General features: G+C 46.8%; 14 protein-coding genes and 2 tRNA genes. 9 read left to right on the top strand and 7 right to left on the bottom strand.

Features of this window, described 5'->3' with window-relative positions:
• The first annotated feature begins 19 nt into the window (after positions 1-19).
• Positions 20-1,009, top strand: a complete 990-nt coding sequence (locus tag C1N53_RS05880) for an NAD(P)H-dependent glycerol-3-phosphate dehydrogenase (RefSeq protein WP_137758423.1) — start codon at positions 20-22, stop codon at positions 1,007-1,009.
• 79 nt (positions 1,010-1,088) lie between these two features.
• Here the strand turns inward: C1N53_RS05880 and C1N53_RS05875 are convergent, their stop codons facing one another.
• Entirely contained in the window at positions 1,089-1,370 is a 282-nt protein-coding gene (locus tag C1N53_RS05875) for a hypothetical protein (protein WP_137758422.1), read from the bottom strand.
• A 371-nt stretch (positions 1,371-1,741) separates the two neighbouring features.
• On the opposite strand from C1N53_RS05875, the gene C1N53_RS05870 reads away from it, so the two are divergent.
• Both C1N53_RS05870 and C1N53_RS05865 read left to right on the top strand, forming a co-directional pair.
• Positions 1,742-2,140, top strand: a complete 399-nt coding sequence (locus tag C1N53_RS05870) for a (deoxy)nucleoside triphosphate pyrophosphohydrolase (RefSeq protein ID WP_137758421.1) — start codon at positions 1,742-1,744, stop codon at positions 2,138-2,140.
• Positions 2,141-2,205: 65 nt separating this feature from the next.
• Entirely contained in the window at positions 2,206-3,594 is a 1,389-nt protein-coding gene (locus C1N53_RS05865; RefSeq protein ID WP_137758420.1) for an rRNA methyltransferase, read from the top strand.
• 98 nt (positions 3,595-3,692) lie between these two features.
• Here C1N53_RS05865 and C1N53_RS05860 read toward each other — a convergent pair whose 3' ends face one another.
• The 4 genes from C1N53_RS05860 to pdxH all read right to left on the bottom strand — a co-directional run bounded on the left by C1N53_RS05860 (position 3,693) and on the right by pdxH (position 7,547).
• A complete protein-coding gene (locus C1N53_RS05860; protein ID WP_137758419.1) occupies positions 3,693-4,877 on the bottom strand; it encodes a class I SAM-dependent rRNA methyltransferase in 1,185 nt (394 codons plus the stop codon).
• Positions 4,878-4,995: 118 nt separating this feature from the next.
• Entirely contained in the window at positions 4,996-5,574 is a 579-nt protein-coding gene (locus C1N53_RS05855; RefSeq protein ID WP_137758418.1) for a Maf family nucleotide pyrophosphatase, read from the bottom strand.
• Positions 5,540-6,838 (bottom strand): DUF1015 domain-containing protein, encoded by a 1,299-nt coding sequence (locus C1N53_RS05850; RefSeq protein ID WP_137758417.1) that lies wholly within the window; start codon positions 6,836-6,838, stop codon positions 5,540-5,542. Before C1N53_RS05850 ends, C1N53_RS05855 begins: the two co-directional genes overlap by 35 nt.
• 58 nt (positions 6,839-6,896) lie before the next feature.
• On the bottom strand, positions 6,897-7,547 hold the full coding sequence (pdxH, locus tag C1N53_RS05845) for a pyridoxamine 5'-phosphate oxidase (protein ID WP_137758416.1): 651 nt from the start codon (positions 7,545-7,547) through the stop codon (positions 6,897-6,899).
• Between the two features lie 247 nt (positions 7,548-7,794).
• On the opposite strand from pdxH, the gene C1N53_RS05840 reads away from it, so the two are divergent.
• The 6 genes from C1N53_RS05840 (at position 7,795) to C1N53_RS05815 (ending at position 11,849) form a co-directional block, all read left to right on the top strand.
• Positions 7,795-8,364: a YqgE/AlgH family protein gene (locus tag C1N53_RS05840; RefSeq protein ID WP_137758415.1), complete on the top strand. Its 570-nt coding sequence runs from the start codon at positions 7,795-7,797 to the stop codon at positions 8,362-8,364.
• A 30-nt stretch (positions 8,365-8,394) separates the two neighbouring features.
• Positions 8,395-10,539, top strand: a complete 2,145-nt coding sequence (locus tag C1N53_RS05835; RefSeq protein ID WP_137758414.1) for a DUF349 domain-containing protein — start codon at positions 8,395-8,397, stop codon at positions 10,537-10,539.
• 130 nt (positions 10,540-10,669) lie between these two features.
• Positions 10,670-10,742 (top strand) — tRNA-Thr (locus C1N53_RS05830).
• Between the two features lie 55 nt (positions 10,743-10,797).
• Positions 10,798-10,870 (top strand) — tRNA-Thr (locus tag C1N53_RS05825).
• Positions 10,871-11,293: 423 nt separating this feature from the next.
• Positions 11,294-11,479 (top strand): CPCC family cysteine-rich protein, encoded by a 186-nt coding sequence (locus tag C1N53_RS05820; RefSeq protein ID WP_206077619.1) that lies wholly within the window; start codon positions 11,294-11,296, stop codon positions 11,477-11,479.
• A gap of 94 nt (positions 11,480-11,573) precedes the next feature.
• A complete protein-coding gene (locus C1N53_RS05815; protein ID WP_137758413.1) occupies positions 11,574-11,849 on the top strand; it encodes a hypothetical protein in 276 nt (91 codons plus the stop codon).
• 125 nt (positions 11,850-11,974) lie between these two features.
• Here C1N53_RS05815 and ltrA (C1N53_RS05810) read toward each other — a convergent pair whose 3' ends face one another.
• Positions 11,975-13,213, bottom strand: a complete 1,239-nt coding sequence (gene ltrA / locus C1N53_RS05810) for a group II intron reverse transcriptase/maturase (RefSeq protein WP_137757598.1) — start codon at positions 13,211-13,213, stop codon at positions 11,975-11,977.
• A 423-nt stretch (positions 13,214-13,636) separates the two neighbouring features.
• On the bottom strand, positions 13,637-15,070 hold the full coding sequence (ltrA, locus tag C1N53_RS05805) for a group II intron reverse transcriptase/maturase (protein WP_137757599.1): 1,434 nt from the start codon (positions 15,068-15,070) through the stop codon (positions 13,637-13,639).
• Positions 15,071-15,215: the final 145 nt, after the last annotated feature.

Below are 15,215 nucleotides of genomic sequence, written 5' to 3'. Positions count from 1 at the left end.
TTTCAATTGAAAATAAAATTTGGAAAAAGTAGCAGTTATAGGAGGAGGCAGCTGGGCAACAGCCATTGTAAAAATTCTTTCCGAAAACCAGTCTCAGGTACACTGGTGGATGCGCAACAGAGACGATGTGCAACACCTTATTCATTATAAACACAACCCGCGCTACCTAAGCGGTGTTCAGTTTGACCTACATTATGTGAAGCCTTCTAACGACATGAAAGCTGTTGTGGAAGTTGCTGATTGGATAATACTGGCCGTGCCAGCTGCATTTGTGCAGCTGGCACTTGCTGATTTATCGGAATATGCTTTCGAGGGCAAGGTGGTGGTTTCTGCCATCAAGGGAATGATTCCCAAACAAAATATCCTGATCACTGAATACCTGGAGCGCGAATATCATGTGCCAAACAGCCACCAGCTGGTCATAGCCGGACCATGCCACGCCGAAGAAGTGGCACTGGAAAAGCAGTCTTACCTGACCATTGGTTCTCATGATATACAGACGGCAGGGCGCTTCTGCGAGCTGCTCAACAACCGCTATGTAAAGGCAAACCCGCTGGACGATCTGGATGGCATTGAGTATTGTGCTGTAATAAAGAATATCATTGCACTGGCATGCGGTATAGCCCGGGGACTGAATTATGGCGATAACTTCCAGGCGGTACTTGTTTCGAATGCCATGCAGGAAATCAAGCGTTTCCTGCACCTGATTATGCCAATGCACCGTGAGTTGAGCGGCTCAGCCTACCTGGGAGATTTATTGGTTACAGCTTATTCCCAGTTCAGCAGAAACAGGACCTTCGGCAATATGATTGGCAGGGGGTATACGGTAAAATCAGCACAGATTGAAATGAACATGGTGGCAGAAGGTTATTTTGCAGTTCAGAGTATTTATGAGCTGAATAAAAAACTGCAGGTAGACATGCCCATTACAACTGCTGTATACCTTATCCTGTACGAAAAAATTTCGCCTGCCGTAGAGTTTGAAATCTTAAAAGAAAAGCTGAAATAAATACTGGCTGCAGCCTTAAATAATACGCTACAAGACAAAAACTTATACGCTGCCTGGTAGTTCAGATGTGGAACAAGATCTAAAGATCTGATTTGGATGCTTTCCTGTAAATTGCACCGTCTCCCAAACTTCTGTAAACACTGACAACCGTAGCGGAGAAACCCGACAGCCCGGCATACATAAGCATGAAGAGCATCAGCTCGGTAAAATGAAGGTATGTTACGGCGTAAAGCTTCAGGAAATATATTGTTATAAATCCCATTGTTACACCTGCCAGCCCTAAAAAAACGGCTCTTGGAAAAACCTGTACCGGCAGCTGATCAATCAGTGTTTTGCTTTTAAGATGCCAGTGCAAGGGCATGATTTGCTTTCTTCGTAAGGCAGCGTGCGTCATCAGTGTTGCAACCCAGCAGATAAAAAAGCCGAGCACAAAGCTATAGATTAAAAGGCAGGAGGTAATACTGTAATATCCGCTTACCGGTATATGAGTGTGCGTGCGCCAACACAAGAGTGTCAGCACCTGGGTAAGGAGCATGGTACTTAAAGCAACCGAAGAGCTTAAAGTAAAAAGATATCTGTAATTAGAGTTTAAAGACATTTCAGTTCTTGCTCTGGCATTTGAAAAATCATTACAGAAACAACCTTGTTCCCGGTTAAAGTGTATTACTAAACATACATATTTATATATCCTGTTTAACGCAATATAGACAAAATTTAAGAACAATTATACTGATGGATATTGTAAAAGTAACTTGCGCCATAATAGAACAACATGAACGTGTGCTGGTTACGCAAAGAGGACAGGCAAAAGATCAGGCTTATCTGTGGGAGTTTCCCGGTGGCAAAATTGAACCAGGAGAAAGTGAAGAAGCATGCCTGATCAGGGAAATAAAGGAAGAGCTAAATTTAGAGATATCTCCCTTAGAAAGATTAACTCCCGTTGAGCATGCCTACGCTGATAAAGTCATTTTACTAATTCCTTATATCTGCAAGTATGTAAAGGGAGCCGTACAACTCTTAGAGCACTGCAGCTACCAATGGTCGGAGTTATCGTCCTTGCCTTCGTACGACTGGTGCGAAGCAGATAAACCCGTTTTAGATGAGTACCTTCAAATAAAAGAGAGCCGCTGAATTAAATCTGTGCTAGTTTACGTTGAGAACAGATAGTAATACTTTTGCACTACCTTTGCAGCATAATGGAATTACCTCAATCTTTCAGTACCCGCATGCAGTCGATGCTGGATCAGGAATATGCCGCTTTTGAATCGGCTTTACATGATGCAGCCCCTGTAAGTATTCGTATTAACCGCCGGAAAGCAGAAATTCCCACCAGTCTGGAACCTGTTAACTGGAGTAAAACCGGCTTCTATCTTCAGGAAAGGCCCTTGTTTACCTTAGACCCCAGCATACATGCAGGTGCATATTATGTGCAGGAGGCCAGTTCTATGTTTCTGGAACAAGCGCTTGTACAAACAACAGATCTTACGGCACCCTTGCAGGTACTTGATCTGTGCGGTGCACCCGGAGGTAAGTCTACTCACATCGCCAGCCTTCTTTCTGAAGACAGCTTATTAGTTTCTAATGAGGTAATCCGGAGCCGTTCCCATATTCTGGCTGAAAACATAACCAAATGGGGAAGCGGCAATGTAGTGGTTACCAACAACGACCCGCGCGATTTCAGTAAGCTTCCTGCCTTTTTCGACGTTATGGTGGTAGACGCCCCCTGCAGTGGAGAAGGAATGTTTCGCAAAGATTCGCAGGCAACACAGGAATGGTCGGAAGAGAACGTGAACCTGTGCTCGCAAAGGCAGCAGCGCATCCTGATGGATGTATGGGACGCTTTGAAACCGGGAGGAATTCTAATTTATAGTACCTGCACCTGGAACGAGTCGGAGAATGAGCAGAATATGAGTTGGCTGGCAGAACAACACGACCTGGAGAGCCTTGCCTTAACACTGGATCCGGACTGGGGCATTGTAGCTACAAACCAGAATGGTATAAACGGCTACCGGTTTTACCCTCACCGGGTAAAGGGCGAAGGTTTTTTTATGGCAGTAGTTCGAAAATCAGGTTTGCATGAACCTGCTATAGGTAAAGCCAAAAAGAAAAAGTATAAGCTGACAGCAGCAGGAAAAAAAGAAAAAACGCTGGTGGAAAACTGGCTGGTGGAGGCGGATAATTTTGAAATTCTACAATATGGCGAAGTAATTTCGGCTATACCCCAGGCCATTTTTGAAGCAGTTGATGACATTTATCAGAAGCTGTATGTTATATACGCTGGCACAGAAATAGCCGAGGTAAACGGAAAAAAAACAAAGCCTTTGCAGGCCCTTGCACTCTCGCAGCACCTGAACCGAAAGGCCTTTAAAACCGTGGACTTAGACCTGGAACATGCCCTGCGCTACCTCCGCAAAGAAGACATCAGCCTGGGCAGCGGCGGGAACGACTGGGTTTTACTGCAATACAAGCAATTGCCGCTGGGGTGGGCAAAACAAATAGGGAGCAGAATAAACAACTACTACCCTAAAGAGTGGCGCATTAGGATGGAAATCCCGAAGGACCTGAAGGAAAGCCTGGGAAGTTAAAAAGTTAGAGGGTTAGAGAGCTGAGAAAGTCAGTTATCTGTATTTAACAAATATCGCATTCTTCAATGATCTACTTTTTAACCCTCTAACTTCAAAACTTAGTCAACCATCAGTACCAGTCCTTTCAGGTATTCTCCTTCGGGATGGAAAATAGAGATGGGGTGGTCGGCAGGCTGGGACAAGTGGTGCATGATTTTGATGCTTCGACCTGCTTCTATGGCGGCTGCCATTACTGTATTGCTAAAAAGATACTTATCTACAACCTGTGAGCAGGAGAAAGTAAAGAGTATCCCGCCGGGTTTAATCTTTTTCATAGCCTCTGCATTCAGGCGCTTGTAGCCCATCAGCGCATTATGGCGCACGTTCTGACTTTTTGCGAAGGCAGGAGGGTCCAGGATAATCACATCATATCGTTCCTCTTTGCCCTTCAGAAATTCAAACGTATCCATAGCAAAAGCTTCATGGCGTTCAGGAGCCTGGCTCAGCTCTCCATTCTTAACCGTCAGCTCAATTGCTTTTTTAGAAACATCCACAGAATGCACTTCTTTGGCTCCGGCATTCAGGGCATACACTGAAAAACCTCCGGTATAACAAAAAGTATTCAGCACCGATTTACCTTTGGAATAACGAGCCAGCAAATCACGGTTCTCCCGCTGGTCAATAAAGAAGCCGGTTTTCTGGCCGCTTTCCCAGTCCACGAAAAACTGGTTGCCATTTTCTGTAACAACAACACCTCCGGATGATTCACCGAACAAATAGCCGTTTTCTGCTTTAACCGATGCTTTGGGAGGCAAGGATTCGGCACTCTTATCATATACAGCTTTTAAAGCACTGCCCAGCACTTCCTGTAAAGCCTGAGCTACCATTTGCCTGGCATTATACATGCCAACAGTATGCGTCTGTACCACGGCTGTATCTTTGTATACATCAATAATTAAACCTGGTGCTCCATCGCCCTCTGCATAAAGCAGGCGATATACATCTGTTTGCTCATGGCCGATCAGGTGGAGACGCTTTCTGTAATCGTAGGCTTGCTGTACTTTATTTTTCCAGAAAGTATAATCCGGCTCTACCTGCTCAAACGAAAAAATGCGCACTGCAATAGAACCGGGCGCATAATGGCCTAAACCCAAAAATTCCCGTTTGCTGGAATATACTTCAACAATATCGCCTTCAACGGGCTCACCGTCTGCTTTTCGAATAGCCCCGGAAAAGACCCAGGGGTGAAATCGTTTTAAAGAGTGCTCTTTACCAGGAGCTAAGTATAATTTAATAAAAGACATGTTGTTATTTTAATCTAAAGCCGGATAAGAGGAAACACTATAGTTACATAGGGTGAGTTAATACGAAATTCTGATTCATAAATCAGGCACTTTCCCCTTATCCATATCTTTCTCATTTCTAATTGATAATTTTTAATTTAACCAGCTGTTGATACAGCTTTTGAACCGGTAGCCCCACTACGTTAAAGTAAGAACCTTCTATTTTCTCTATGCCAACCATCCCAATCCATTCCTGTATACCATAGGCACCAGCCTTGTCGTAGGGTTTGCAAGTGTTGATATAGTACGCTATTTCATCGTCAGTTAAAGCTTTAAAATAAACCTTAGTCACATCATGAAACACTGTTTTTTGTTTACTTGTCAGGATACACACTCCAGTAATTACCTCATGCGCTTTGCCGGATAACGCCTGCAGCATTTCAAAGGCTTCGGCATAAGAAGCAGGCTTATTTAAAATCCGTTCGCTAAGGCACACAATAGTATCAGCAGTTATCAGAGCCTCATCACTTAAATCCAGCCGGTAAGCATCTGCTTTATGGGAAGCCAGAAACTCCGCCACCTGCTCACGCTGCAAAGTTAGGGGAAAATCTTCTGCAACTTCTTTTACCTGTATTGTAAAAGCAAGGCCCAGTTGTGAAAGGAGCTCTTTGCGCCTGGGAGAATTAGAGGCAAGAATCAGCGGCCGCGTTAAATTCATCTTCTTTAATAGAGCTAAAAAGGAATCCGCAGATCACCTTCGGGTAAAAAAATGTTGATTTCTGAGGCATCAGGCTGCCACTGTAGCACACTTGTTTCACCTCGTCCATCGAAATTTCATTTGTGATGAGAGCCAGCCTGGCTTCTCCGGTATCTACTGCGCGTATACAAGTTGTGAAGTTGCGTTCGAACTGCAAACCAGCATATTTACGCTGTGCTGAGCGAACGATACCCAAAATCTTTTCAAAAATAAAATAATGCATCACCGTCAGGTCTAGCGCCTTTACTTCAGGCGGAAAGTTCCAATCGATGAGCGGGTGAACCTCCGGCTTGAGGCGCAGCTTGTAAGCATTCCCGCTCAGGTATAAACCAAATGCCCATTGCTTTCCAACAATCACCTCATTTAACTCGTTCGGATCTTCTTTGGGAGTAACAACAAAATACTGACGGAGTTCTTCCAGGAAGGCTTCATCCGTCATTGCTATATCCTTGAGAAGCCTGTGTGTTGGCAATATCCGTAAATCATCCGACTCCGTGTTAGTCAGATACATCATGTGGTAATTGTATGCCTCAAAGCCAGTGTGGTGCGGATGTTGGGCCAGCATCTTTTTGCGGTACTCTAAAGAACCTTCGTAGCGGTGGTGCCCGTCTGCCAGTAAAATTTTTTTATCGAGAAGCGTATCCAGGAACAAACGAATCACCTTCAGGTCGTGGATCACTCCCAGCACATCCCTCACGCCCTGGTAATCCTCCGTCTCATAAAGCGGCGACTGTATACACTCATCCATGTACTGTTCCAGTATAAAATCCGGATCGGTGTATAAGCCATGAGTGGGGCTGGAATTCAGTAAAGTTTTTTCCAGAAGTGCAATCCGGTCGTTTACTGCGCTTGGAATGGTGTTTTCATGCCGAAGCAGAATGCCTTCGCTCCAGTCGTAGGTTTTTATATTGCATATAAAGCCCTTGCGGCAGTACTCTTTTGTACTTCCTGGCAAGCGATAATACTGGTAGTAAACGTATATGCCCGGCAGGCCGTCCTGCTTTATAATACGGCTGTCTTTCCAGTGCTGCAAAAGTCTGGCAGCATCGTCAGCCGGAGAGCTACCGCGCGGCACAGACAAATGGATACTGTTTAGCTGGTTCTGATAAAGTGCTTCCCGCTGTTTGGCCGTTACTACATCAAAAAGGGGAGACGTAAGGGACTCCATGTCAGGAGTTAGTTCATTGCTGTAGCGCCAGGCTCTGAAAGGGAGTATTTCGGCCATTCAGGAAAGTTAGGGGTTAGAATTAATGTTTATAAGCCGGTTATTTGGAATTAAAGGATCAGGGTGCCAGGCGTTTCAATTGCCAGACCTGGTTTTCCAGTTCGTACAGGATGCGGTCGTGCAGGCGGTTTTGCCTGCCTTGCCAGAATTCCAGCCGGTCAGGTTGCAGCACATAGCCACCCCAATGCGGGGGTCTTGGAATTTCATCTAAACCGGAAAACTGCTCGGTAAACTTTTTATCAGAAGCTTCGAGTACTTCCCGTCCAGCAATTACCTGGCTCTGGGGCGAAGCCCAGGCACCAATCTGGCTCCCGGTTGGCCTGCTATGAAAATAGTGTTCAGAAACTTCCTCAGCCGCTTTTACCACACGCCCTTCTATACGTACCTGGCGCTCCAGCACAGGCCAGAAAAAGGTAATGGCAGCAAAAGGGTTCTGCGCCAGCTCACTTCCTTTACGGCTTTCATAGTTCGTAAAAAAAGTAAAGCCCTGCTCCGAAACATCCTTCAGCAGAACTACCCGTGACGAAGGCCGGCCGGCTGCATTAACAGTGGAGAGTACCAGAGCAGTAGGTTCAGCAGCTTCGGCTTTAATTGCCTCGTCGAGCCAGGTATTAAACTGCTCTATCGGATTTGGGGCTACAGAAGCCTCATCAAGCGCCTGCATGCTGTAGTTTTTCCGAATACTGGCGATGTTGTGTGTAAGTGCCATAAAAGATCCAGGTTTCCCCAAAATTATAAAATTATCTGTGGCTGCTAAATTATTTTCTGATGTACCAGCAGACTTAGAAGCTCTTTCTGATTGATATTGTGGCAGATTATGCCTATATTAAGGTAATATAAACTTGATACGTTACAATATTGTATGCTTTGCGTAAGATGTATGAAAGTGCAAACGTTTAGCAGATATAAACCTGCTGCTGCGCTATTTACAGAACACAAAAGCATTAAAGATACTGATGGAAGGAACGAAGTTGACTAAACCCCAAAGCGGGAGTATATTAATATCGGAACCCTTTATGGGAGATCCTAATTTTGAGCGGACCGTCATTTTGCTATGCAACCACGATGACGAGGGAGGTTCTTTTGGACTGGTGCTGAACAGGCTGTCAAACCTGATGCTCTCTGATGTCATGGAAACCTACAACGAAGCCTTTGACGCTGAACTGGGAGTAGGTGGCCCGGTGCAGTACAACACGCTGCATTTTGTGCACCGGATCGCCACTTTAAGCCAGGCTGTTAAGCTGAGCGAGGATGTATACTGGGGAGGCGATTTTGAAGAGCTTCGTACCATGATAAGTGCCGGACTGATCACTCCATCAGATGTAAAGTTCTTTTTAGGCTATTCCGGCTGGACAGCAGGGCAGTTACAGGAAGAAATTGATAAAAATGTTTGGATCGTAAATAACAATGCTACAAATAAATTATTTAATTTGGAGGCAGATAACCTCTGGCGCAATATTTTACGCCAGATGGGAGGTAAATACAAGGTCTTATCGAACTACCCGGAAGACCCGCGCCTGAATTAACGTACCAACGTTCGAAATAAAACTATCGCCATGACAACCGAAAACCGAAATATGGACACCACTGGAGCTGAGCAAAGCAAGCCTGAGAATCAAGAAGCTGTAAACCAGAATCAGAGCCAGCATGAATCTCCGCAGGAAATTGTAGAGAAACGCCTTGCCGAGATTGAAAGCAAGAATGAAACAGCGCCATCTTCTGGGCAGGAAGTTCCAAAAGAAGAACAGCCTGAAATTAAACCTGAGCTTACAACAGCAGCAGAGGAGGCTACTACGGCTACCATTACAGAAATATTTACGGAGGCAATAGCAGGGGAGACACCAGGCGATAGCGGGGAGGCTGCTAACAATAATCTGACAGGCACAGGAGCAATGGCAGCAGAATCGGCTTCGATTGCAGCCGGAGAACAGCGCAACAATACGTTTACCGACCATCACGAAGAGGAAGAAGGCGAAGAGGAGGCAGAGCAAATCGATTATAGTTCGCTTCCTATAGAAGAGCTGCGTGCGCAGCTTAATGCAGTACTGAAAAGCAACGACACCAACAAAAAGCATCGTGCCATTAACGAACTTCAGCGGGAGTACGATGTTAAATTTCAGGCAGAGCGAGGCGAGGCCCTGGAGCGTTTTAAACAGGAGGGAGGCACACAGGAAGATTTTGATTACCATGCGCCGCAAGAGCACCAGGAACTGGAAAGGCTGCTGGCTGCTTATCGGGAGGCCAAACATCATGAGCGCCGCCAGACAGAAGAGCAGCGCCAGCGGAACCTGAACCGCAAAAAGGAATTACTGGACACTATTCGCCAACTGGTTGAATCGGCAGAAACCAAGAGCAGCAACGACGAACTGAAAAAGCTGCAGAATGAGTGGAAATCTATAGGACCGGTACCAGCAGGAGAGGCTCAGGAACTATGGGACTCTTACCATGCTTTGCTCGATATTTTTTACAATAACCGCAGCATATTCTTTGAGCTGAAGGAGCTTGACCGCAAACGTAACCTGGATGCTAAAATGCACCTGATCGAACGCGCTGAAGCCCTGTCGTCAGAAGAATCAATTAATAAGGCTTTACAGGAGCTGCGCCACCTGCATGAAGAATGGAAAAGCATTGGCCCTGTTCCTAATGAGCAGCGCGACCAGATATGGGATCGCTTCATTCAGGCTTCAGAAAAAGTGCATGAGCGCCGCAGAACCTATCATGAAGAACGCAAAACAGTAGAACTGGCAAACCTGGATAAGAAGCGCGGCATTTTAGAGCGCTTGCAGGCCTTCCAGAACTTCAATACTGATCGCATCAACGACTGGCGCGATAAGACTGATGAAATTCAGAAGATAAAAGAAGAATGGGATGCTGCGGGTTTAGTTCCGAAAGAATTTGCCGAAGAAATAAATAAGACTTTCTGGAGTAGCTATAAAGGGTTCTTTCAGCATAAAAATCAATTCTTCAAAAGCCTGGACGAGCAGAAAATGCAGAACCTGCGCTTAAAGATAGAGCTCTGCGAAGAAGCTGAAAGCCTGAAAGACAGCACCGACTGGAATTCAACGAAAGAAAAGCTTATCCAGCTACAGAAGAAATGGAAGACCATTGGCAGAGTGCCGGACAAGCATTCTGATAAAATCTGGCAACGCTTCCGATCTGCCTGTAATGAGTTTTTCGACCGTAAGCAGGCACATGAGCAACATCGTGGCGCAGAAATTGAAAAGCTTTCAGCCGAGAAAGCAGCTATCTGCGACCAGATTTCAGACAGGCTTTCTGATCCAAGGGCATCCGGTTCGATGAATGAATATGAGTCTTTCCTGGACAAATGGCGTGAACTGGAAAAAACCAGCAAAACCAGCAGTCCGAAAATTGAGGATAAATTTACAGCCCTGCTGGAGCGTTACCTGGAGCGGGTGCCAGACCTTTCGAATGAAGAACGCAATAATATCCTGCTTCAGCTGCAGGTAGACCGGCTGAAGCAAAGCCCGGATGCAGGTCACAAACTGTATCAGAAGGAGCAGGCAGTTCGCCGGGAAATTCAGCAACTGGAAAATGATATCCAGACGCTGCGAACAAACATTGAGTTTTTTGCCCGTTCTAAAAATGCCGATAAACTTCGGGCAGAGTATGATGGTCGCATTGCAGAAGCCCAGAAAAGAATTGAAACGCTTAACAGGCAGCTAAGAGCCTTCAGAGCATAAAAATTTTATAATTGAGTTTCAAAAGCTTATGCAAAAGCTGCAAAAAAAATGAAAACTGTATTTGCAGATTAAAAAATAGCCCCTACCTTTGCATCGCTTTAGAACAATAAAGCACACCAAAAAAGAGTAAGCCTCCATAGCTCAGCTGGTAGAGCAACTGACTTGTAATCAGTAGGTCGTTGGTTCGATTCCGACTGGGGGCTCATCTCCAAAGCTAGTGTTTGTACTGCACCAGCTTTCGTAAACAAAATAGTACAAGCCTCCATAGCTCAGCTGGTAGAGCAACTGACTTGTAATCAGTAGGTCGTTGGTTCGATTCCGACTGGGGGCTCACAAAGAAAAAGCACCTGTTTCAAATTTGAAGCTGGTGCTTTTTGCATTTAGCCATTCATTTCTAATAGCTATTACTTTTACAAGGCTGCCCAAGTTCTTTTTTTATCCTCCAGCAGCAAATAACTATAGCCGTAGCAGCAAGTACACGTTTTATATTGCCAGATTAGCCATTTGCTTACACTGCATCTCCTAGATGTCCTTTAGTGCCTATGCCACCCAGCGGTTTGTATATTGGATAAAACTGCGAACCTGCTTGATCATTTACAGATAAATATTATATTAGCTCTTCAATATGTATAGTATAGGTACAAGCACGTTCTGTTTAAAATAAAGATCCAAGCTGGTAAATACCACACCATACATAGTGCAGATAGTAGGAGTAGTACTCCTGCTATACAATAGTTGTAGCGCATAGATGTTAATGAAAATCGAGTTAGATGAATATTGCCCTTGCTGTGGCTATAATACCTTTGAAGGAGAAGAACGATTGCAATACATTATCTGTCCGATATGCTTTTGGGAAGATGACCCGATTCAATTTTCTGAGCCTGATTATGAAGGCGGTGCAAACAGAGTATCATTAGTTCAAGCTCAAAAAACTTTGTAAAGTTCGGAGCTTGTGATAAAAAAATGAGAAGGCATACCAGAAAACCAAAAGAATCCAATGTCAGAAAATTAAACTGGCTGGATTAGTTGAAGTGATGAAGAAATTACTGACAGTTAAAAGCTTCATTATTGGAATCGGAATAATTCTGATTGATTTAGCTGTATACATCTTCTTCGGGCTGCTATTGATGAACTATGATGACTTCTATGATGAAAGCAAAGGTGAATATTGGAGTTGGGAGAGTATGTCAGGTTTTGACAAAGCCGTAGTGTCAGGTATCCATGTTTGGAATTTTATTAATGTTATGGGTGTGTGCTACTTAGCTTATAAAGCAATCAAGAAAGTAAAACAACGAGCTACAATCGAGTAGCCCGCCGTGAGCAAAATTACTCACGGTGAGGCTCTCAGTCGAGTAGCGCAAGGGAACCTCCCCCTTACGCCCTCACAGAACCGTGCGTAAGACTCTCGCCTTACACGGCTCCTATTATCCAACCTTCACGGCCTTACTCCCAGCTGCCAGTGCGCAAACAGGTTCGGAATGGCCTTAGCCACCTTCCCCAGCCAATCGCTTGCTCTGATTTTATGGCCCTGCAGTTTCTTATACTTCTGCCTGGCCCAGCTCTTGAGTACAAGGTTCAAATATCTCAATACCTCATAGAGTTCCGATTTGTAGAAGTGTCCGTAGTAGTTAATCCAGCCTTTCAGAACTGGGTTGATTTCCTCGGCCAGCCTTGTCAGGCTGCTGCCGCTTCTGCTGGTCAACTTCCATGCCCTTATCCTTTCCCGGATTGCCTTCCTGGCTTTATCGCCAACTGCCGGTAAGAATCCGATAAAATATTTACCCTGCTTATTCCGTGACTTCCTGCTTCTGAATGTATAGCCCAGAAATTCAAAAGACATGTTCGGGTAACTTTTGCGTCGGTCCTCGTCCCTGCAGTAAACAATTTTGGTCTTCTCCGGGTGCATCTCCAAGCCACATGCCTTTAGCCTTTCTGCCAGTGCTTCTTTAAGCGCTATCGCCTGCTGCTCGGTGCTGCAGTGTATCACACAGTCGTCTGCGTAGCGCTCGAACGGGCAACCGGGATACTTTATCCGCAGCCACTCGTCCATGCAGTAGTGCAGAAACAGGTTGGCCAGCAGCGGACTGATGACTGCTCCCTGCGGAGTGCCCTTTGTCCTTTCTGTGGTTATGCCGTTTCTTTGCTGCACAGGTGTTTTGAGCCACCGCTCGATGTAGAGCAGCACCCATTTGCAGTCTGTGTGCCTGCGCACTGCTTTTAGGAGCAACTCGTGCGGGATGCTGTCGAAGAAGCCTTTGATGTCCAGGTCCAGAACCCAGTCCTGCCGCCAGCACCGCTGCCTGGCTTTGCCCACCGCTTCCAGTGCGCTTTTGCCCGGCCTGTACCCATAGGAGTCGTCATGGAACACAGGCTCCAGTACTGGTGCCAATGTCATGGTGACTACCATCTGGGCAATACGATCCGTAACAGTGGGTATTCCTAGTGGACGGGTGCCCCCGCCGCTCTTGGGAATTTCCACCAGTAAGACGGGTGCGGGCATATAGCTTCCCGAGCTCATTCGGTTCCATAACCGGTAAAGGTGATTTCTGCTGTCCTGGTCGAACTCCTCGAGGTTTAGCCCATCCACACCTGCGCTACCTCCGTTTTGTTTTACACGCAGGTAAGCCTGGTGCACGATGTGCTTTGAGATGGTAAATGGTTTTGTCTTAATCATGTCAGTACCTCCTGCAGGCTTACCTGCAGTTTTCTTTGTGATAAAAACCGGATAATACATCCCCTTGGCTCCATCCCCATTACAGGGACTTCCACGCTACTACGGGATGTTCCGCCCGCGTGCCCTGCCTCGGTACTCTTACTCTTGTGGGTCTGCCACTTGAGCTTCTCCCTTCTCATCAGGACGACACGTTCTCACGTTCCGTGCAAATGCCTGTGTTAAGGTCACGCTGCCTTAATGCCGGATGCCGCATGAGCAGTAGCCAGGTTGCCCTCATGCTTATCCCGGGACAGTGGTGACTCCCGGTTTTGACATCACTTATTCGCTAACGACACTTCTTCAGCAGTTCACTTGCGTTCGTCTCCTTAACACCTACCTGCTACCTTTCCGGTAACTTTTCCTTGTCGCTCACGACCATGCCTTTTAAGCAAAGCCGCACAAGGCGGTTTGGAGCCTGCACCTGACTACCGGCTCCGAGGGGCCTGCCCTCATCATTTGCACAGCACCAAAGGACACTAAAAGCGTCCTTCGTTCGTGACACACCACCACTGTACAAGCGGTTCTCGCATACAGCGGTTCGTTAAGCTGTGGAGCTACTTTCTTGTAGTAGTCAAGCATTGATTCATACCCCCTGCGGACAAGCCGTTTCACCGTTACCGTCGTTATCAGGATTGGACTTTGAGCTACTGCCCATCCTCCTTTCCTGGTCCTGCTCCAGGCATACGCCTGCCACTTGGGAACGCCCAGCCGAATCAGGTTCTTCCTTTTCCGGTCCGGTCGTTTCCAGTCATGCCAGATGCAGTGCCTGAGCCTGTTTCGTATCCAGCTGTCGACCTCTTTGAGTTTGCCCTGTATACTTGCCAAACGGAAGTAGTGGACCCAGCCTCGCTGCGCCTCTTTCAGTTCCCGGACACGCTGCTCAAAAGAGCAGGGCGTTGTTTTGCGGGTGATGCTCTTTAGCTTTTGCTTTAACCTTTCCCATCCCTTCTTTGCCACTACCAGCTGGTATTTGCCCTTATCTCCCTTCTTATAGGTGGGCACGAATCCGTGACCCAGAATCTGAAAGTCTACTGGCCGCCTGATGCCGCTCTTCTCCCTGTTGATAGGCAGCTTGAGCCTGTTCCGCAGGAAGAGGAATACAGCGTTGCCTACTTTTCGAGCTTCATCTTCACTTTTGGTGTAGACGCTGAAGTCGTCGGCATAGCGCACGTAGCGCAGCCCCTGCCGCTCCAGTTCCTTATCCAGCTCGTGGAGCATGATATTGGAGAGCAGCGGTGAGAGCGGGCTTCCCTGCGGCACGCCCTTCCGACGTTTGACCAGTCTCCCGTTGATAAGGATGGGGGCCCGGAGCCATTTGCGGATGAGGCGTAGGGCGAGGGGGCATTTTACCTTCCGGTAAAGCAGTTGCAGCAGCAGGCAATGATCCACTTCATCGAAGAAGTTCTGCAGGTCGATGTCCACGATGTGCTGATAGCCCTCGTGGATGTGCCTGTGTGCCTGCTGCAGGGCCTGGTGGGCATTGCGGTTGGGGCGGAAGCCGTAGCTGTGCTGGGTAAAATCAAGCTCAAAGAGCGGTGCTATCACCTGATTAACGGCCTGTTGCAGTACGCGGTCGGTGACGGTGGGAATGCCCAGCAGGCGATTCTTACCGTTGCTCTTGGGTATGGCTACCCCTAGGATGGGTGGAGGCAGGTACCTGCCGTTGCAGATGTCGGTAGCGATGGCGTCCCTGTTTTGTTTCAGGTGCGTAGCCAGCTTCTCTACCGGCATACCGTCCACACCGGCCGAACCTTTGTTGGCCAGCACGTGCGTGTATGCCTTGAGCATGTTGCCCCGGTGGAGTACCTTCTCTATCATCTTTACTACTTTTACTGTAATCTCTGCCCCGCTTAAGGCAAGGCTGGCTGAGCCTCCTTGCCGAATTAAGAGCAACTTAACGTTCGGCCCTTCGGTAGCTTGTGAGACCTCCGGGTGCTTCCCGGCTCGTTACCTCTACCTACTA

The organism is Pontibacter sp. SGAir0037, assembly GCF_005491705.1.
Taxonomy (GTDB): Bacteria; Bacteroidota; Bacteroidia; order Cytophagales; family Hymenobacteraceae; genus Pontibacter.
The sequence above is the reverse complement of the archived record's forward strand: the minus strand, read 5'-3'. Positions and strand labels throughout refer to the sequence as shown.